The sequence below is a fragment of the Lujinxingia vulgaris genome (genome assembly GCF_007997015.1).
GTDB lineage: Bacteria > Myxococcota_A > Bradymonadia > Bradymonadales > Bradymonadaceae > Lujinxingia > Lujinxingia vulgaris.
In genome coordinates, this window is the sequence record NZ_VOSM01000001.1 from 659459 (window position 1) to 678452 (window position 18994).

Here is an 18994-nt window from a genome sequence, read left to right on the forward strand (position 1 = left end):
TCGCTCCGCTCACAGCTCTGATTACTGACCGTAGGAGGTCACCGTCTCGACCAGCGCCTCCATGCACTCGATCTTCGCCTGGGGGGTGATGCCGTGACCCAGGTTGAAGATGTGCCCGTCGAGCCCGCGCATATCATCGAGGATACGCGTGGCTTCTTTGCGCACGATCTCCGGGGTGGTGTTGAGGATGATCGGGTCGAGGTTGCCCTGCACCGCCACGTTGGCCGGCAGCGCGCGGCGCACATCGCTCAGGCGCGCGGTCCAGTCCACACCCAGCACGTCGGCGCCGGTGGCGACCAGCGGGTCGAGCAGATGATGCATGCCCTTGGAGAAGACCACCGTGGGCACCCGACCGCCGATGGCCTCCACCACGCGGCCCATCCATTTGGCCGAGGCGTGTTCAAAGGCGTGTGGCGAGAGCACACCGCCCCAGCTGTCGAAGATCTGCAGGGCGTCGACGCCGGCGTCGATCTGCATCTCGAAATAGCGCACAAGCCCGGCGGTGATCTTCTCCATCAGCGCCTCAAAGATCTCGGGCTCCGAGTAGAACATCTGCTTGGCGCGGGCGTAGGTTTTGGAGGAGCCGCCCTCGATCATGTACGTCGCGAGCGTCCAGGGGCTGCCGCCAAAGCCAATCAGCGCGCGCTCATCGCCGAGCTCTTCGCGAATCAGTTTGATGGCCCCCGGCACATACGCCAGCTTCTCTTCGATCGCATCGATGGAGAGCTTGTCGATGTCGGCCTTCGATTTGAGCGCGAACTCCATCTCGATGCCGCCCACATCCCTAAAGTGGTAGGGCTGGCCCAGCGCCTCGGGAATCACCAGAATGTCGCTAAAGAGGATCGCCGCGTCCATATCGTAGCGACGCAGAGGCTGGGTGGTGACTTCCAGCGCAAGCTCCGGCGTCTGCACAAGCTCATGGAAGGAGTACTTCTCCTTGAGCTTAAGGTACTCCGGCAGGTGGCGGCCGGCCTGACGCATCACCCAGATGGGCGGGCGGTCAACGGGCTGGCTTTTGCAGGCGGCGAGGAAGCGTTGGCGGCGGTTCATGTGGGGTCCTGAAGTATGGCCTCAACCAGAAGGTCGCGGTCGGGGCTCGGGGCAATAAGGTCGACGGGTAAGCCAAGGTCGCGAAGACGCTCTGCTGTGCGCTCGCCAATGGCCGCAAGTCGCGGCCGGGGCTCAAGATCGGGCACAGCGAGCATGGCTTCGTGCAATGCTTCGGCGCCGCGGGAGCTGGTCAGGGTGACCCAGTGGGGCCGATGCTCGACCAGGGCCGCGCGCAGCGCGGCGACGTCGGGCACGCTCTCATAGACCGGCACCGGGTGGAAGGCAACGCCGCGACGCTCGGCCAGCGCGCTCAAGTCGCGCTCTTTATCGAGCAGCCCGAAGGCGATGATGTCGCGCGCCTCCACTGCTTCGAGCAGCTCTTTGAGGCTTTCAAAGTGATGCTCCGCGGGCACCGACACCGGCACGCCCAGCGCGCTTGCGATCAGCTCGGCGGTCATCGGACCCACCGCCACCAGGTGATGGTCGCGGGCGTTGTTGGGGCTCAAGATGTGTTGGGCGATGACGGCCTCGGCGGCGCGCGCGCTGTAAAAGATCACCAGATGCGGCGCGCTCAGGCGCGCGCGCAGCGCGCCGGCGTCAATATCAAGCCAGGCCACCTGCAGCGCCGGGCAGTGCAGAAGTTCGGCCCCCTCCACCGCAGCGGCGGGCCGGGTGCCGGTGTCCAGGATGCGCAACGCGATCTCCGGGGTGGGGGTCATGCGCGAAGGATGCTGCGGGCGCCGCGCTCCAGGAAGTCCTCGACCAGCGCGCTCGCGAGCTGATCGGGGTCCTCGCCAGTGCGACTCTCATGCAGGCACTGTTGACCATCGGTCGAGGAGACCCAGGCGTGGAAGACCCACTGCCCGGGCGTCTCGGCCGGCTCACAGTAAGCCCCCAGCGCCACCGAACAACCCCCTTCGAGCCGGCGCATAAAGATGCGCTCGGCGGTGACCGCCCGCATCGTCGCCTCGTCGAGAATGGGGGCAATCAGCGCGTCGATGTCATCGCGGCCAATGCGCGACTCCAGGCCAATCGCCCCCTGACCCACCGCCGGAACATACTGGTCGGCCGGCAGCGCCGACGTGACCCGCTCGCCCATCTCCAGGCGCTCCAGCGCGGCATGCGCCATGATGATGCCGTCAAAGCCCTCACGCTCCAGCTTCTCGAGCCGGGTGCCGATGTTGCCGCGCAGGTCAGCGAACTTCAGGTTGGGCCGGCGGTGCAAAAGCTGGGCTTTTCGGCGCTGACTTCCGGTGGCGATGGTCGCTCCGTCGGGCACCTCATCAAAGGTGGCGTAGCGCGTGGAGATGAACGCATCCAGCGGGCTCGCTCGCCGCGGGCTTCCGGCGAACTTCATGCCTTCCGGCAGCGTCGAGGGAAGATCCTTGAGCGAGTGCACCGCCAGATCGATGGCGTCGCTGGCAAGCGCCGCTTCCAGCTCCTGGGTGAAAAGCCCCTTGGCACCAATGGCCGGCAGGGGCACATCGGTGCGCAGGTCACCCAGGGTGTCCATCGTCACGATCTCGACGGTGAGCCCCGGATGCGCCGCCCTCAAGAGGTCGGCCACATGATGGGTCTGCCATAACGCCAGCGCTGACTTTCGCGAGCCGAGCTTAAGGTTCATCGGGGTTCTCATCGTTGTTCTGTAAGTTGTAGAGCGAGAGCACAAGGTTGAGATCTTCGGAGCGCAGCGTGTTGTTAGCCACCGAGCTGCGCAGATACGAGATCGGGTTATGCAAAAGCTTTTTGACCAGCCCGCGGCTGAATTCTTCGAGCATCACCCGCTCCTGCTCGGAGATGCGCTTGTTATGGCGGTCGATCTCCTGGGTGCAGACTTCCTCAAAGTAGCGCGCCAGCGAAGCGATGGTGGGGGTCACCGCCATCGACTGCTGCCAGGCGCGCCACTGCTCGAGCATCTGCTCAATGATGGCCTCCGCTGCGGGGATCTCATCTTTGCGGGTGGCCAGGTTTGCGGCCACCACATGCTCCAGGTCGTCGATGTTGTAGAGGAAGACGCTGTCAAAGCGCGCCACCTCCGGATCGACGTTTCGCGGGTTGCTGATGTCGATCAAGAAAAGCGGGCGGCGCTTGCGCGCCTTCATCACCGATTTGAGCGCGGCGTGGGTGAGCAGATAATCGGGTGAACCGGTCGCAAAAACGGCGACCTCCGCGCTCACGATGGCGTCTTCAAGCTCATCAAGCGGCCGGTAGGTGCCCTTGAACTGCTCGGCCAGAAGGCGCCCGCGCTCCTCGGAGCGGTTGAGCACCACAAATTTTGTGCCGCCACTCTTCTCAAAGTGCATCGCCGCGGCCTCGGCCGTCTCACCGGCGCCCACCAGCAAGATCTCGCGCTGGTTGAAGTCGCCAAAAATCTTGCTGGCCAGGTCCACCGCCGCCGAGCTGATGGAGACGGCTCCCTCGCAGAGCGCCGTCTCGGTGCGCACCTGCTTGCCCACGCGGATCGCAAACTGAAAGAGGCGGTCGAGCACAGGTGACTTGGCCGAGCTGGCCAGCACCTGGTCATGCACATCTTTAACCTGCGCCAGAATCTGATTCTCACCCAGCGCCAGCGACTCCAGAGAGGCGGCCACGCGGAAGGCATGGCGCGCCGCATCGTCGTCGTAGGCAATGAGAGGCCGGGGAAGGGCGTCGGGCGCAATGCCGCGCAGCCGGGCGACCTCCGGCCCGAGCTCCTCCCACACCGTGGGTGGCGTGGGGCCGTAGAGGTAGATCTCGGTGCGGTTGCACGTCGAGAGCACCGCGGCCTCACTAAGCCAGCGCTGACGGCAGAGCGGTACCAGCGCTGCAATATCCGCAGCGCTCATCGCCAGGGCGTCGCGTTCAGCCAGTGTCGCGTTGCGATGGCTAAACGAGATGAGGGTGAGCCGGTTGGGTGAGGTCATGCTATTGGAAGGTGTGGAAGGAGCTAAAGAAGGTGTTGACGAGCACCATCGACGCGATCAGCGCCAGGTAGCCCCCGAGCGAGAGGTAGCCCATGCGCAGCCCCGAGAGTTTACGCAGCTTCGCCCAGATAAAGGCCACCGCGTAGGCCGCCCAGGCGACGTAAGTAATGACGATCTTGGGGTCGAGCAAGCTAAAGTCGTCCAGAACGTAGATCGCGACAAAATGCCCCGAAAAAAGGCCCAGCCCTAAGAGCACAATGCCGGCGAGTGTGGCCAGACGGCTCATGTTCTCGAGCGTGTTTAAGGGGGGCAGGCGGCGAAAGAGCGCGCCCAACTCGCGGCTTTTGAGCTGCCTGGCGAGCAACACATACATCAAGGCGTAGATCGCGCTGATGGCCAGAGAGACAAAACCCGAGAGGATGAAGATCACGTGCACCCCGTAGACCGGGTGCTCGTGCAAAAGCGGATGCGCGGTGTTCGGATCGATGATCAGCGAGGACCACGTCTGCGCGATGGCCGACAGCCCCACAAAGAAAGCCCCGGTGTTGGGCTCGCCATGGCGACGTTCCGTCAGCGCATAAATCAGACCGATGGCCAACGCCAGAAGTGAGAGAAACTCTCCCTTCGATGACACCGGGAAATGGTTGAGCTCCACCCCTCGCAGCGCCAGATACGCCACATGCGTGCCCAGCGTGCCGTAGAGCAGCGGTGAGCCCCAGAAGCGCTGATCCCCGCGATCTTTACGCGCGACAAAGCGGCGCACATAAAGCGCGAAGATGGCCATGTAGGCCAGCGGGAGCGCAATCTCAATGAGTTGGAAGACCTGCAACATGCGGGGCCTCTACGGCAGACATCAGAGGGGCGGTCAGGGGTGAGTGATAAAGGAGCAGAGAAAACCTCGCTCCCCTTAAGGACGACCTCCGCGGGCACTGATAGTCCGCCCGGGGCGGCGGGTCAAACCTCGTGTGCGTCTGGAGCGCTCAGTCCCAGACGTTGATGCGTGAGCACCGGCATGCTCGTGCGAATCTCGCGTTGACGCTCCAGGTTGAGATCCGCCACCACCACGCCGTTGCCCTCTTCGAGGCATCCCAGGCAATCGCCCCAGGGATCGTAGATGACGGAGTTTCCAAAGGAAGCGCGGCTCCCGTAATGGTGGCCCCACTGGTTGGGCGCCAGCACGAAGCATTGATTCTCGATGGCGCGGGCCCGCAGCAGGGTATGCCAGTGAGCGCGGCCTGTCGGCAGCGTGAACGCCGAGGGGACCGTCAACATTTCCGCGCCCCGCAGTGCGAGCTCCCGGTAGATCTCGGGGAAGCGAAGATCGTAGCAGATGGTCAGCCCCACACGCGCCTGATCCTCGCCCAACGCGACATCGGTCAGCACAAGCTCTCGGCCGCCCATCACGCTCTGCGACTCCATCAGCGTGAGATCCCCGTCGACCTTCGCGTCAAAGAGGTGGATCTTGCGGTAGACCGCCGCGATGTCGCCGGCAGGGCTCAGGTGAACCTGGGTATTAAAGGTGCGGCCGGGGTCGGGGGAGGTCTCTGCGAAGCTGCCCACGGTGAGGTAGACGCCCAGCTCCCGCGCCATCTTCCGAAAGGTCTGAATCTGCGGCCCATCCAGTGGCTCGGCGATGGGGAGTTTGTCGCGATCCGGCCCCAGGAAAGGTGCGCATTCCGGAAAGATCACCCAGCCTGCGCCTTGCTCTGCGGCGTCTTCCGCCAACTTCTGGCAGGTCTTCAGGTTGGCTTCGATGTCGCGAGTTGAGGCGATCTGAGCGAGGGCAACGCGCATAAAAGGGTCCTTTGCGAGAGAACATCGTCGATAAGCTGCATCTTCTGCCGGCGTCGCATGCCGTTAGGGCCGGGCGGTCGAAACATCGTGAGCGAACGCATGGCTGTCAACGTCGCGCTGCCCACCGGGGATTCCGCGTTCAACCGCGGCGACGAAAGCGGCGAGTGGGGGGCCTGAGGCAGACTGGACCTTGACAGATTCGTGGCCCTTGTTTACTACATCGGCCCGCGGCGGGCACTTCAGTTGGAATCAGTTGGAAGAAGCGCGCCGGGTTGTCAGTTCATCGGGATAGAGCTGGCAGGGAGAAGCCTGAGAGTGTGTTCAGTTTTTGTCAGGTCTCTCCTCGGGCGACGTCAGGTAAAGTAAGGATCATCTGGCGTCTCGCTACATTTCGCGGCGCTGAGCGAAAGTGGGCCCTCCAAGCCCGCTTTTTTTATTTTTCAGGCCCGGGGTTAGCGTCCCGTCACAGCGATGAGTTTGAACACAGGTAAGGCCGAGGACACGTGGGTAAGAAACGACGAAAAGAGCGACGCGCCAAAGCGCCGGCGTTGCCCCTGAGCAATGAGATCGCCGAGGCGATTGAGGCCTGGGCGCACGAGGCCGCAGAGGTGCATGAGCTGGAACTTTACGACGTGGTCACCAGCAGCGCTGGCGGCTGGTCGGTGCAGATCTTTGTGGACCGCCCCGAGGCCGAGCCCGGCACCGGCGTGGCCGTCGAGGAGTGCGCCCGTGTCAGCCGCTATGTCGAGGCGTTGCTCGACGCCGATGAGCGTGTCCCGGAGCGTTACGTGCTGGAAGTCTCCAGCCCGGGCGTTGAGCGCAAGCTCACCAAACCTGCGCATTATGAAAAAGCGGTCGATCGCGAGGTTGAGCTTGTGGTTCGCGAGCAGATCGATGGACAGAACAAGGTAGTCGGGCGGCTGACGTCTTTTGAGGACGACACGCTGACCCTCGAGATGGACGGCGCCACGGTCACCATCCCCCTGAGCGGGGTGAGCCGGGCGAAGTTGACGTTCGACTTTTCAGGAGCGAAGCAGCGATGAATCTCAACAGTGTCATCGAAGAGGTCGGAAGGACCAAAGGGATCGATAAATCGATCCTTGTGGAGACCCTTGAGGCGGCCATCTTGACGGCCGCGCGCCGAACCTACGGCGCGCAGCGCGAGATCGAAGCCGAATACAACGAAGAGAGCGGGGAGGTGCAGCTCTTCCAGATCATCACGGTGAGTGATGACGTGGAGAACCCCTACCGCGAGGTCTCCGTTGAGGAGGTGCGCGAGGCGGGCTTTGAAGCCGAGCCTGGCGATGAGCTCCTCTTCCAGATCTTCTACCGCGAAGACGACAAAGAGAAGGCCAAGGCGCAGGACAAGCGCTACGGCAAGCTGCTCAAGCTCGACTCGTACAACTCCACCTTCGGCCGCATCGCCGCGCAGACTGCCAAGCAGGTCATCATTCAGCGCGTGCGCGAGGCCGAGCGCGACATCATCTACGATGAGTACAAAGACACCGTCGGTGACATGGTCATCGGTCGGGTGCGCCGCTTTGAGAAGGGCAACATCATCGTGGACCTGGGTCGCACCGACGCGATCCTGCCGCGCCGCGAGCAGACCCCGCGTGAGAGCTACCGCCCGGGCGACCGCCTTCAGGCGATGATCAAAGAAGTTCAGAAATCCAGTCGCGATCCGCAGGTTGTCTTAACGCGTGCCGATCCCATGCTTCTGCTCAAGCTGTTTGAACAGGAGGTTCCGGAGATTCACGAAGGCGCGGTGCGCATTGTGGCCGTGGCCCGTGAGCCGGGTGTGCGTACCAAGGTGGCCGTCTACAGCCGTGACAGCGATGTCGATCCGGTCGGCGCCTGCGTTGGTATGCGGGGCTCGCGCGTTCAGGCTGTGGTCCAGGAGCTGCGCGGTGAGAAGATCGACATTGTGCCTTACGTCGAAGACACCGCCCGCTTCGTGTGCAACGCCATCAGCCCGGCGGAGGTCGCCAAGGTCTTGATCGACGAGTCGAACATGACCATGGAGCTTATCGTCCCCGACGATCAGCTCAGCCTGGCGATCGGTCGCGGCGGACAGAACGTGCGTCTGGCCGCTCAGCTCACCGGCTGGAACCTCGACATCATCAGCGAGACCCGACTCAAGAACATGATGGCCGAGTCGCGTGCGCAGCTGCTGGAGTTTGAGGGGATCACCGAGGATATGGTCGATACGCTTTTCACGCTTGGATACAACAAGCTCGAGCATATGGCGCACGCCGCCGCTCCCGAGCTTGCGCAGATCCCGGGACTCAACGCCGAGTCGGCCGCGCGTATCATTGCGGCCGCCGCCGAGATCCTCGCGCGTCCCGCCCCCGGCTCGCCGGAGGCGATGACCGAGGCGGACTACGAGCGTAAGGCGCTCGAAGAGATCCGCGGCGTGGGTACCAAGGTCGCCGCCTCGCTTCACGACTCGGGCTACATCACCGTGGAGCATATCGCGTTTGCCGAAGACGCCAGCAAGCTGGCGGAGGCCGCCGGCCTGGGCAAAAACGTCAAGAAGGCTAAGCAGATCCTCAGCGCCGCTGAAGATCACCTCAAGCGCGAGCTGGAGCTCGACGACGAAGCCTTCGAGGCGCGTCGTGCCGAGTTTAAGGCAGCGCAGGCCGAAGGCGCCGAGTCGACTGACGAGGCCGAGGCCACCGAAACACAAGAAGAACAACCGGCCACCGCCGGCGATGAAGCAGCACAGCCGGCGGAAGCCACCAAGAGTGATGATGAGGAGGACGCCTGAACGTCGGTAAGCACACAGCACCAGGTGAACAAAACCCCGATCTTCCCCACACCCCGCAGCGCACCTGCGTGGGGTGTCGGGAGGTCGCGGAGCCCGCGGGTTGGGAGCGTTTTGTCTATGTTGAGGGTCACGGGTTGATCCACGACATACGACGCAAAGCTCCCGGCCGCGGGGTGTGGGTTCACGCTGATCCGCAATGTCTGCAGAAGGCGCTTGAGCGCGGCGGGTTTCAACGCTCGCTCAAGCGTCGCGTCGAGCTTCCCGCGCTCTCTGAGCTGCTGGAACAAGTTCGCAGCGGCGCGCGCCGCCGCCTCGATGAGGCGCTGCAGATCGCGTTGCGGGCCCGCGCCACCACCCCGGGGCAGACCTTCGTCAAGGAGGCGATGCGCAACGACACCCTTGTCGTGCTCATCCTCGCCAGCGACGCCGGTGAGAGCACCCGCACCAAGTTCGCCACCAACGCGCAGCGCAAGGGCATGGACGTGATCGAACTCTGGACCGGCGATGAGCTGGGCCAGATGGCAAAGGGCGAGGCCTACGTCTCGGTGATCGGCGTTGAAGCCGGCCCCCACGCCGAGCGAATCTTGAAGCATTGGAAGAGTTTGGAGGCGCTCAGTGCGACTTCGAAAACATAGTGATTGAACACGTCGCGGATCCTCGCCAGCCGGTGAGGGTGCCTGCGTTTTGAAGGGCCTTCTCTTTGTGGTAGTAAGCGCTCGAGAAGGCGATAGATGGTCAAGAAAGCCGACGATCGCGACGAGAAAGAAGACTGTCCGCGCGGAGCGTCATCAAACACCGACGGACAGAGTGGAGACGATATGCCTAAGCAGCAACGCGTATATGAGCTAGCCCAAGAGCTAGAGATCAATAAGCAAGAACTGGTGTCCAAGATTAACGAGCTCGACCTGGGATTCTCCGTCAATAACTACATGACGGTGCTTAATCCGCCGGAGATCGACTCGATCAAGGCCGCGCTCGGCGGCAAGAAAGCCGAGGCGCCCAGGAAGAAGGCCACCAAGTCGAGCAAGAAGAAGAGCTCGAAGAAGGCCGAAGAGCCCGCCGAAGAGAAGGTGGAGGCCGCTCCGGCCGCCCCGGTGGTTCGGCGCCGCCGTAAGGCCGCGACCGAGGAGGAAGAGTCCACCGAGGAGAGCACCGAGACTGAGGTCGAGGTGGTTCGCCCGACGGTGCGTCGCCGCCGTAAGGTAGAGACGGCCGACGAGGTCGAAGAGAGCGCCGAAGAGCCCGAGGTTGAGGCCGAGGCGCCCGAAGAGGTGGAGGCCGAAGAGGCGCCTGCCACCGAAGAGCCCGCTGCCGAAGAGGCTTCGGTCGAAGAGGTCGCCGCCGAAGAAGCTCCGGCCGCTGAAGCCGAAGAGAGCGCGGATGTCGCCGAGCCGGCCGAGGAGACCGAAGAGGTCGCCGCTGCCGCCGAAGAGGAGGCTCCGGCCGAAGAGGCTCCCGCTGCCGAAGAACCGGCCGCCGAAGAGCCTGCCGCCGAAGCGAAGAGCGACGCCGGTGAAGAAGCTGCCGACGGGGCGGAGACGCCCGCAGCACCGGTGGCTCCCCCGGTTCGTCGTCCGCCGCCGCGTAACCCCAAGGGTGGCGCCAAGGTGCTCGGTCGCATCAGCGAGAGCGTCCTCAAGGACCGACTCGCTGCTGAAAACAAAGACTTCACCCCGGGCCCCTCGCGGCGTCCCAGCGGAGGAGGCGGTTCGCGCTCCTCGAGCAGCCGTCGCCGTGGCCGCACCAAGCGCGTGGTGGAAGGATCGGATCTTTACGGACCGAAGTCGCGTCGCAGCCGTCGCGGAGCATCGCGTGGTCGCAGCCGCGGTCGGGCCAAAAAGACGCAGAAGACCGAGATCACCCAGGCAGCCGAGCACAAGCGCGTGATCCGTATCGAGGACGTCATCTCGGTCGGTGACCTCGCGCACTCCATGGGCATCAAGGCCGCACAGGTCGCCATGAAGCTCATTGAGAGCGGCATGATGGCCACGGTGAACACCACCCTGGACTTCGAGACCGCCGCGTTGATTGCCGATGAGTTCGACTACACCGTTGAGAACGTCGCCTTCGATATCGCGAACTTCTATGACACGAACCCCGATGAGGAGGAGACCCTCGAGCGTCGCGCTCCGGTCGTCACCGTCATGGGTCACGTCGACCACGGGAAGACCTCGCTCCTCGATGCGGTGCGCGCTTCTTCGGTGACCAGCGGCGAAGCCGGTGGCATCACTCAGCATATCGGCGCCTACATGGTGGAGACCACTGCCGGTATGGTGACCTTCCTGGATACCCCGGGTCACGAGGCGTTCACCGCGCTTCGTGCACGTGGTGCCAAGGCCACCGATATCGTGGTCCTGGTCGTCGCCGCCGATGACGGTGTGATGCCGCAGACGGTTGAGGCGATTAACCACGCCCGCGCCGCCGAGGTGCCGATCATCGTCGCGATCAACAAGATCGATAAGCCCGGCGCCAACCCCGACCGCGTTAAGACCGCGCTGACCGAGTACAATCTCATCCCGGAAGAGTGGGGCGGAAGCACCCTCTTTGTGGAGGTCAGCGCCCTTGAGAAGCTCAATATCGACGGGCTGCTCGAAGCGATCTCGCTTCAGGCCGAGCTCCAGGAGCTCAAAGCCCGCCCCGATCGCGACGCTCAGGGTATCGTGATCGAAGCCGAACTCGACATCGGACGCGGTCCGGTGGCCACCGTGCTCGTGCAGCGCGGTACGCTCAACCGCGGTGATATCCTGGTCAGCGGTCGCTACTACGGCCGCGTGCGTACCATGCACAACGACCGCGCCCAGACCATCGACAAGGCCGGCCCCAGTCAGCCCGTCGAGATCACCGGTCTGAGCGGTATCCCCGAAGCCGGCGAACCTTTCTTTGTGGTGACCGAAGAGCGTGACGCCAAGCGCATCACCGAGAACGTCGCCGAGCAGCGTCGTAAAGAGGTCATGGCCAGCCGCGCCAAGGAGTCGGCCGGTAGCCTCGAAGATCTCTCGGCGATGATCGCCCGCGGTGAGATGAAGACCCTTAAGGTCATCCTCAAGGGTGATGTGCAGGGCTCGGTCGAGGCCATCAAGGAGGCCTTCGGCAAGCTCGGTAATGATGAGGTTCGCACCAAGATCATTCACACCGGTGTCGGTGGCATCACCGAGAACGACGTCAACCTTGCGGCCTCTTCGGATGCCGGCGCGGTGATCGTGGGCTTCAACGTGCGTCCGGACAACCGGGCCGCCGAGGTCGCCGAGAAGTACGGCGTACAGATCCTCACCCACAGCATCATCTACGACGCCATCGAGCAGGTGCGCGGCATTCTCGAAGGGCTCCTCTCTCCGATCGTTCAGGAGAAGGTCCTGGGTCACGCCGAGGTCCGCGAGACCTTCAGCGCGCCGAAGATCGGTACGATCGCCGGTGTGTACGTCACCGACGGGATCGTCCGCCGCAACGCCAGGGCTCGCCTGCTCCGCGGCGAACGGGTCATTTACGAGTCGACGGTCGGTTCGCTGCGTCGCTTCAAGGATGACGCCAAAGAGGTCAAGACGGGCTTTGAATGCGGTCTGAGCATTGAAAACTACAACGACATCAAAGTTGGTGACGTTGTGGAAGTCTTCGAACTCGAAGAGGTCAAGGCGACCTTCGATTGAGGTAGGCACGTCACCTCAGTTACGGGTAGCCGGAGAACACCATGAAACAAAAACGCAGCTACAAACGCACCGAACGGGTCGGGCAGCAGCTCCACGAAGTTATCGCGGGGCTGCTGCTCACCGACGCCGACGACCCGCGCCTTCAGCTGGTGCAGGTCACGGCGGTGGAGATGAGCCCGGATCTTCGGTACGCGAAGGTTTACTTCATCATGCTCGACGGTGAAGAGCCCGAGGACGGCGTAGAGCCGGCCCTGGAGCGCTTCGCCGGTTTCGCCCAGCGCTCCATTGGCGAGCAGCTTCGCCTGCAGTTTGTGCCTCGCCTTACCTTCAAGTTCGACGAGGCGGTGATGCGCGGGCGCGCAATGGATGAACTCCTCTCAAAGCTCCCCAGGGGCACTGAGACGTGAGCTAAATGAATGCATGCCCGCGATGTGCGCGGCGCCTGAATGGAGATTGTGGTCATGAGTGCGGAGACACACCATCCGTCGGGCGCTGCCACAGCGCCGGTTGTTATTCCGACGAGCCCTGAGCTCGAAGCGCAGATCGACGCGTTTGCAGAGCTCCTCGACAATCACCAGCGCTTTCTGGTGGTTGCGCATGCCTACCCCGATGGTGATGCGGTGGGCTCTACACTGGCGATGGGGCTGCTTCTGGAGCAGCTCGGAAAAGACGTCACCTTCTTCAACGTCGATCCGGTCCCCTACAACTTCCGCTTTCTTCCCGGCGCCGATCGTTGGATCACCGACGCTCCCTCGGAGCAGCCGGAGGTCACGGTGATGCTGGACTGCGCCGAGCCCGGTCGCCTGGGTGAGGGGTTCCCTCAGGGCGCGTGGGGCACAACGATCGCGGTGGTCGATCACCACAAAACCTGGGATCCGAACTTCGCCACCACGTATGTGCGTGACGTGAGCGCGGCGTCGACCGGCGAGTTGATCTATCGGCTGGTGCGCCGCTACGGGCAGTTGAGCTCGGAGATCGCGCAGAACCTCTACTGCTGCATGATGACCGACACCGGCAGCTTCCGGTACTCCAACACCAGCCAGACCGCGTTTCGCGTGGCCGGTGAGCTGGTTGAGGCCGGCGCCGATCCCTGGCATATGACCAGCCATATCTACGAAGATCAGCCGCGCGAGCGTCTGGAGCTTCTCTGCCGGGTGTTGGCCACGCTCAATGTCTCGGAGTGTGGTCGACTCGCGTTTTTGCGTGTCGAAGATGCGATGCTCGAAGGGCTGAACTCCGACGAAGACCTCACCGACGGGTTTATCAACTACGCCCGCTCGATTCGCGGCGTGGAAGTGGCCACCCAACTTCGGGAGGCCGAGGACGACACCTGGCGAGTCTCGTTCCGCTCGCGCGGCAAGGTCGATGTCTCCGCGCTGGCCGAGAAGTTCGGTGGCGGTGGGCATCATAACGCCGCCGGATGCCGCATCAGCGGCACCCCTGGCGAGGTCGAGAGTCGCCTCGTCGCCGCGCTCGTCGAGATGCTCGACCAGCCCGAGTCCCCTTAATACCCTTGTGCCTCGCCAGCGGCGATCCACGTGGAGTTGTACGCATGCAAAGCCAGGACGGCTTGATCCTGATCGACAAAGACGCCGGCATGACGAGCTTCGACGTGGTGCGTCGGGTGCGCAGGTTGGCAGGCACCCGCAAGGTCGGCCACACCGGCACGCTCGACCCGGACGCCACCGGGCTGATGGGCGTCGTGCTCGGGCGCTGCACCAAACTCGCCAACTTCCTGACCCTCGACGAGAAGGTTTACGCCTTTGAGATGGTGCTCGGGAGCGCCACTGACACCGAAGATGCCTCTGGCGAGGTGATCGAGGTGGCCGGCTGGGAGCATGTGACGCGCGAGGCCTTCGAAGAGGCGATGGCCGGTTTTCTGGGAACCATCCAGCAGGTCCCGCCCATCTACTCGGCGCTTAAAGTCGACGGGAAGCGGGCCCACGCTCTGGCGCGTGCCGGCGAGGAGGTTCACCTTGAGGCGCGCCCGATCGAGATCTTTGAACTGGAGCTCATGAGCTTTGAGCCGCCGCACGTTTCGATGCGGGTTCGATGCGGCTCGGGGACCTACGTGCGAGCGCTGGTGCGCGACCTTGGAAAAGCGGTGGGCAGCGTCGCCCATACCCGCAGCATCCGTCGCATCTCGGTTGGCGAGTTCGATCTTGAGCAGGCCTATCGCCTGGACGAACTCAGCGAGGAGAACTTCTGGGAGAAGGTGCTCTCGCCGGCGCGTATGGTCGGGAGCCTGGACCAGGTTCACATCGATGACGAGCAGCGCCGCGCGGTGGGGTTCGGGCAGACCATCCTGGTGGCACCTGAACTTCCGATGGATGCGCCCATCGCGGTGATTGATGCCAACGACGAGCTCGTCGCGATCATGGCTCGCAAAGAGAGTCACGACCCGCAGGGAAGTCGCCTGGCACCGCGGCGTGTGCTGATTTAGGCCCCTCCTGGAACCCGGCGTGTGCCCCATCCTCGGCGGGTTCGTGCTTTTGTAGTGAGGTGTGTGAGGTGGACCCGATCATTGCGATCTATGGTGCGAGCGGTTTTGTGGGCCGCATGCTCTCCCGAGCGCTCTGTGAGGGCGGACGTTCGCTGCGTCTGATCGGTCGCGACCTCGGGCGCCTCGAAGAACTCGAGGAGGAGCTGCGCGCCGACGGGTTTACAGCGCTCTCGGTGCGACAGGCGCGCCTCAGCGATGAGGCCGGTCTTCGTGGAGCGCTGCGGGGCTGCACCGCGCTGGTGAACTGTGCCGGGCCTCTGGGCAATAAGACCCGGGCGCTGGTCCAGGCTGCCCTCGATGAGGGCGTGCACATCTTCGATATGGCCGGGGAGCAATCTCAGGTTCACTGGATGTGGGACCACATCGATCGGCCGGCGCGGGAGTGCGGGCTTGTGGTGATGCCGGCCTGCGCCATCGAATACGCGCTGGGAGATTTCGCCGCCGAGATCGCGCTTGTGAAGGCGGCCTCTCGCATCGTGATCTGCTACGCGGTGCGTGAGATCAAACTCAGCCAGGGGGCGCGAAAGACCTTTGTGCATGCGCTTGGCGAGGGGGGCTATAGTTTTGTGGATGGCAAGCTGGAGCAACATCGCGCGGCACATCGCCTTTTTGATGTTCCCTTTCCCGGGGGGCATCACCGAAAGGGCGTGTGGATTCCCGGTGCCGAGGCGATCCTTGTGCCGCCGCGCGGTGGTGTCTCACGCGTGGAGAGCTGCGTGGTCACGGGGGAGGCCGTGGTGCGGATCCTCGCGACCCTCTCCGGCGTGTTGCCCTCGGTCGTTCGGGCGTTGAGGCCCGTCGCCGACCGCATCGTCGAGCAGGGCGATGAGAGCGACCCGTCGGTGGGCGAATATCTGGTCATTGCTTTCGACCCCAAAAGCTCCGAACCCTATGCGATGTTGACCGGCGAAGATGTGTATGCGACGAGCGTGCGCATCGCGGCCGAGTGTGTCAGCCGTACGGTGGATGAGGGGCCTGTGAAGGTCGGGGTGACCTCACCAGCGGCGGTGTTCGACGTGAACACGTTTCTCGCTGCTGTGGGTGTGCGGCGCCTGCTCTGAGCGAAGCGATCGACCTCGAAACGACATCTGTGTTTCAAAAAATCGATGGTGATAAAGGAAGTTATGGAAACTCGTATTGCTCGAGAGTTGGGAGTTCGCGAAGATCAGGTGCGAGGTACGCTCGCGCTGCTTGATGAAGGCAACACCGTCCCCTTTATCGCGCGTTACCGCAAAGAGCGCACCGGGGGGCTCGATGAGGTTCAGATCCGCGATGTGGCGCGCCTCAGTGAGCAGATCCGGCAGACCGAAGATCGTCGTGCGACGATCCTCGCGTCGATCGAAGAGCAGGGCGCGTTGACCTCCCAGCTCCGATCCGCCTTGCTCGCCGCCTCTACACTCTCGGAGCTCGAAGACCTCTACGCCCCCTACCGACCCAAACGCCAGACCCGCGCCACCCGCGCCCTGGAAGCCGGTCTGGGCCCGGTGGCCGAAGCCATCGAGCGCGGAGAAGATCCGTCGCGACTCGCGTCGAAGTTCCGCTGTGAAGACTTTGCCACCGACGACGACGTCATCGCCGGTGCCCGCGATATTCTCGCGGAGGCGATGGCCGATGATGCCACCGTCCGCTCCTATGTGCGCGACGCCATGCGCCGTTCGGGCAAGCTGATGAGCAAGCGTCGCCGCGGCGGTGAAGAGGACCCGAAGTACAAGATGTACTTTGAGTTCTCCACGCCGGTCGAGAAGATGCGGCCGCACCAGGTGCTGGCGATTCGACGCGGCGAGAAGGAGAAGGTCTTGAGCGCCGGGGTTGAGGTGCCCGAGGAGCGGCTTGTGGATTGGATCATCGGCCATCGCGTTAAGGTGGGTGGGGTGGCCCGCAAACACTACAGCGAGGCGATTCGTGACGGGTTCGGTCGTCTGCTGCACCCCTCGCTGGAGCGCGATGTGCGTGGCGATCTTGAGGAGCAGGCCGATAAACACGCCATTGGCGTCTTTGCGCTGAACCTGAAGAACCTGCTCTTGCAGCCGCCCCTGGCCGGCCGCGTGGTCCTGGGCGTCGATCCCGGGCTGCGCACCGGCTGCAAACTCGCTGTGGTCGACGCCACCGGGCGCCTGATCGACACCGGGCACATGTACGTGCACGACGGACGCAAACGCGATGTGCCCGACATCGTGGCGGCGATGGTGCACAAGCACGGCGTGCAGGTTGTGGCCATCGGCAACGGGACCGGAAGTCGGGAGACCGAGGAACTCGTCGCCCAGGGCCTGCGCGGCAAGCAGGGCGTGCATTACGCCATCGTCGATGAGGCCGGCGCCAGCGTCTACAGCGCCTCGGACGTGGCGCGCGCGGAGTTCCCGGACCTGGATGTGAGCGTGCGTGGGGCAGTGTCCATCGCGCGCCGTATTCAGGATCCCCTGGCCGAGCTTGTGAAGATCGATCCGAAGAGCATCGGCGTGGGCATGTACCAGCATGACGTCAACCAGAACGCGCTCAGCCAGGAGCTCGACGCCGTGGTCGAAGATGTGGTCAACGCGGTAGGCGTGGATCTGAACTCCGCCTCACAACCCCTGCTGGCGCGCGTGGCGGGCATCGGGCCGACGCTCTCCAAACGCATCGTGGCGCATCGTGACGCCAACGGTCCCTTCGCGTCCCGCGCGGCCGTCAAAGACGTGCGCGGGCTGGGGTCGAAGACCTATGAGCAATGCGCCGGGTTTCTGCGTATCCGCGACGGAAAAGAGCCGCTCGACAACACCGGGATTCACCCCGAGAGCTACCCCCTGGCCCGCGATATCCTCAAGCGAGCCGGAAAGGCGTTGGGTGACGCCGGGCTGAAGTCGGCGCTCGACGCCCTGGAGCGCTCCGGGGAGCTACGCGCCATCGCTGAAAAACACGGAGCCGGCGCCATGACCCTTCAAGATGTGCTCAACGCGCTGGTGCAACCGGGTCGCGACCCCCGCGACGAGCTCGATCCGCCGAAGCTGCGCAGCGATGTGCTCAACGTCAATGATCTTCGCGAAGGCATGGTGCTCGAGGGTACGGTGCGCAACGTGGTCGACTTCGGTGCGTTCGTCGATATCGGTGTGAAGCAAGACGGACTCGTGCACGTCAGCGAGATGGCCGATCGCTACATCAAGAATCCCTACGATGTGGTGGGGGTGGGCGATCGGGTGCGTGTGGCCATCGTGTCGATCGATAAGGATCGCGGTCGCATTGGCCTCTCGATGAAACAGGCCGCCCGCTAATTTGGCCTGGACGGGGGCAAAATACGAACAAAAAAACTCGCCGACCTGGAGGTCGGCGAGTTTTTAAGTGATTGATTTTGCGTGGGAATCAGGCGTCCCAGTCTTCGGTGCGGCGCTCTTCGATCACGTGTTCGCTCTCCAGGAAGCGCTCCGCGTCGATGGCACCCATGCAGCCCGAGCCGGCCGCGGTGATGGCCTGGCGGTAGGTGAAGTCTTGCACGTCACCGCAGGCGAAGATGCCCGGCACGCTGGTGGCGGTGGAGCCGTCCTGGGTGATGATGTAGCCGCTCTCGTTGGTCTTGAGCTGCCCCTTAAACACGGCGGTGTTCGGAGTGTGACCAATGGCCACGAAGACGCCGGTACAGGCCAGCTCGCTGACCTCTTCGGTCTGGTTGTTGTAGACCTTGATGCCGGTCACGCCGGACTCGCGGGTGCCCAGAACCTCCTGAACTTCGCTGTTCCAGAGCATCTCGACCTTGGGGTTGGCGAGCACGCGATCCTGCATGATCTTCGATGCGCGCAGCTCATCGCGGCGGTGCACCAGCGTGACCTTGGAGGCGAACTTGGTCAGGAAGTTGGCCTCTTCACAGGCCGAGTCGCCGCCGCCGACGACCACGATCTCCTGGTCGCGGAAGAAGTAGCCGTCGCAGGTGGCGCAGGTGGAGACGCCGTAGCCCATCAGCTCGCTCTCCGACTCCAGCCCCAGCAGGCGCGCAGAGGCGCCGGAGGAGATGATCATGGTGCGGGTGTGAAAAACCGTGCCGTCATCAAGCGTGACCTTAAAGGGGCGCTTGGAGGTGTCGACGTCGGTGATCAGCGCGATGTGGTTCTCCAGTCCGAAGCGCATCGCCTGGCTGCGCATACGCTCCATAAGCTCCGGCCCCATGACGCCTTCGGGAAAGCCCGGGTAGTTCTCCACGTCGGTGGTGATGGTGAGCTGACCGCCGGGCTGGGGGCCTTCAAAGAGCACCGGCTCCAGGTTGGCGCGGGCGGAGTAGATGGCGGCGGTGAGACCGGCCGGGCCACTCCCCATGATGGTCACGTCGTAGAGTTCTTTCTTGAGTTCAGGCATCGTCTTTCTCCGTTGG

General features: G+C 63.6%; 16 protein-coding genes. 9 read left to right on the plus strand and 7 right to left on the minus strand.

The window, feature by feature from the left end:
* Positions 1–21: 21 nt before the first annotated feature.
* The 6 genes from hemE to FRC98_RS02675 form a co-directional block, all read right to left on the minus strand.
* On the minus strand, positions 22–1050 hold the full coding sequence (hemE, locus tag FRC98_RS02650; protein WP_146979744.1) for a uroporphyrinogen decarboxylase: 1029 nt from the start codon (positions 1048–1050) through the stop codon (positions 22–24).
* A complete protein-coding gene (locus FRC98_RS02655; protein WP_146979745.1) occupies positions 1047–1769 on the minus strand; it encodes a uroporphyrinogen-III synthase in 723 nt (240 codons plus the stop codon). The genes hemE and FRC98_RS02655 overlap by 4 nt, the downstream gene beginning before the upstream one ends.
* Entirely contained in the window at positions 1766–2674 is a 909-nt protein-coding gene (hemC, locus tag FRC98_RS02660; RefSeq protein WP_230467198.1) for a hydroxymethylbilane synthase, read from the minus strand. The genes FRC98_RS02655 and hemC overlap by 4 nt, the downstream gene beginning before the upstream one ends.
* Positions 2664–3953, minus strand: a complete 1290-nt coding sequence (gene hemA, locus FRC98_RS02665; RefSeq protein ID WP_146979747.1) for a glutamyl-tRNA reductase — start codon at positions 3951–3953, stop codon at positions 2664–2666. Before hemA ends, hemC begins: the two co-directional genes overlap by 11 nt.
* Position 3954: 1 nt before the next feature.
* Positions 3955–4785, minus strand: a complete 831-nt coding sequence (gene ccsA / locus FRC98_RS02670) for a cytochrome c biogenesis protein CcsA (protein WP_146979748.1) — start codon at positions 4783–4785, stop codon at positions 3955–3957.
* 122 nt (positions 4786–4907) lie between these two features.
* A complete protein-coding gene (locus FRC98_RS02675) occupies positions 4908–5747 on the minus strand; it encodes a carbon-nitrogen hydrolase family protein (RefSeq protein ID WP_146979749.1) in 840 nt (279 codons plus the stop codon).
* Between the two features lie 503 nt (positions 5748–6250).
* Between FRC98_RS02675 and rimP the strand changes: the two genes are divergently transcribed.
* From rimP to FRC98_RS02720, 9 genes are all read left to right on the plus strand, one after another.
* Positions 6251–6790 (plus strand): ribosome maturation factor RimP, encoded by a 540-nt coding sequence (rimP, locus tag FRC98_RS02680; RefSeq protein ID WP_146979750.1) that lies wholly within the window; start codon positions 6251–6253, stop codon positions 6788–6790.
* The gene (gene nusA, locus FRC98_RS02685) at positions 6787–8514 is read left to right on the plus strand and encodes a transcription termination factor NusA (protein WP_146979751.1); all 1728 of its coding nucleotides are present in this window, start codon (positions 6787–6789) and stop codon (positions 8512–8514) included. Before rimP ends, nusA begins: the two co-directional genes overlap by 4 nt.
* A 68-nt stretch (positions 8515–8582) precedes the next feature.
* Positions 8583–9149 (plus strand): DUF448 domain-containing protein, encoded by a 567-nt coding sequence (locus FRC98_RS02690; protein WP_230467199.1) that lies wholly within the window; start codon positions 8583–8585, stop codon positions 9147–9149.
* Positions 9150–9395: 246 nt separating this feature from the next.
* A complete protein-coding gene (gene infB, locus FRC98_RS02695; RefSeq protein WP_230467200.1) occupies positions 9396–12158 on the plus strand; it encodes a translation initiation factor IF-2 in 2763 nt (920 codons plus the stop codon).
* Between the two features lie 41 nt (positions 12159–12199).
* Positions 12200–12565 (plus strand): 30S ribosome-binding factor RbfA, encoded by a 366-nt coding sequence (gene rbfA, locus FRC98_RS02700; RefSeq protein ID WP_146979754.1) that lies wholly within the window; start codon positions 12200–12202, stop codon positions 12563–12565.
* A gap of 54 nt (positions 12566–12619) precedes the next feature.
* The gene (locus tag FRC98_RS02705; protein WP_230467201.1) at positions 12620–13666 is read left to right on the plus strand and encodes a DHH family phosphoesterase; all 1047 of its coding nucleotides are present in this window, start codon (positions 12620–12622) and stop codon (positions 13664–13666) included.
* Positions 13667–13710: 44 nt separating this feature from the next.
* Positions 13711–14601: a tRNA pseudouridine(55) synthase TruB gene (truB, locus tag FRC98_RS02710; protein ID WP_230467202.1), complete on the plus strand. Its 891-nt coding sequence runs from the start codon at positions 13711–13713 to the stop codon at positions 14599–14601.
* Between the two features lie 68 nt (positions 14602–14669).
* Positions 14670–15722: a saccharopine dehydrogenase family protein gene (locus FRC98_RS02715; protein WP_146979757.1), complete on the plus strand. Its 1053-nt coding sequence runs from the start codon at positions 14670–14672 to the stop codon at positions 15720–15722.
* 63 nt (positions 15723–15785) lie between these two features.
* Positions 15786–17906, plus strand: coding sequence for a Tex family protein (locus FRC98_RS02720; RefSeq protein ID WP_146979758.1), 2121 nt, complete (start codon positions 15786–15788; stop codon positions 17904–17906).
* An 88-nt stretch (positions 17907–17994) separates the two neighbouring features.
* Here FRC98_RS02720 and trxB read toward each other — a convergent pair whose 3' ends face one another.
* Complete coding sequence (gene trxB / locus FRC98_RS02725; RefSeq protein WP_146979759.1) at positions 17995–18978, minus strand: thioredoxin-disulfide reductase; 984 nt, start codon at positions 18976–18978, stop codon at positions 17995–17997.
* Positions 18979–18994 lie beyond the last annotated feature (16 nt).

Bases quoted from the DNA above. Each gene is read 5' to 3' on its own strand.
- hemE (WP_146979744.1), bottom strand. From the start codon at position 1,050: ATGAACCGCCGCCAACGCTTCCTCGCCGCCTGCAAAAGCCAGCCCGTT.
- FRC98_RS02655 (WP_146979745.1), bottom strand. From the start codon at position 1,769: ATGACCCCCACCCCGGAGATCGCGTTGCGCATCCTGGACACCGGCACC.
- hemC (WP_230467198.1), bottom strand. From the start codon at position 2,674: ATGAACCTTAAGCTCGGCTCGCGAAAGTCAGCGCTGGCGTTATGGCAG.
- hemA (WP_146979747.1), bottom strand. From the start codon at position 3,953: ATGACCTCACCCAACCGGCTCACCCTCATCTCGTTTAGCCATCGCAAC.
- ccsA (WP_146979748.1), bottom strand. From the start codon at position 4,785: ATGTTGCAGGTCTTCCAACTCATTGAGATTGCGCTCCCGCTGGCCTAC.
- FRC98_RS02675 (WP_146979749.1), bottom strand. From the start codon at position 5,747: ATGCGCGTTGCCCTCGCTCAGATCGCCTCAACTCGCGACATCGAAGCC.
- nusA (WP_146979751.1), top strand. From the start codon at position 6,787: ATGAATCTCAACAGTGTCATCGAAGAGGTCGGAAGGACCAAAGGGATC.
- rbfA (WP_146979754.1), top strand. From the start codon at position 12,200: ATGAAACAAAAACGCAGCTACAAACGCACCGAACGGGTCGGGCAGCAG.
- FRC98_RS02705 (WP_230467201.1), top strand. From the start codon at position 12,620: ATGAGTGCGGAGACACACCATCCGTCGGGCGCTGCCACAGCGCCGGTT.
- truB (WP_230467202.1), top strand. From the start codon at position 13,711: ATGCAAAGCCAGGACGGCTTGATCCTGATCGACAAAGACGCCGGCATG.
- FRC98_RS02720 (WP_146979758.1), top strand. From the start codon at position 15,786: ATGGAAACTCGTATTGCTCGAGAGTTGGGAGTTCGCGAAGATCAGGTG.
- trxB (WP_146979759.1), bottom strand. From the start codon at position 18,978: ATGCCTGAACTCAAGAAAGAACTCTACGACGTGACCATCATGGGGAGT.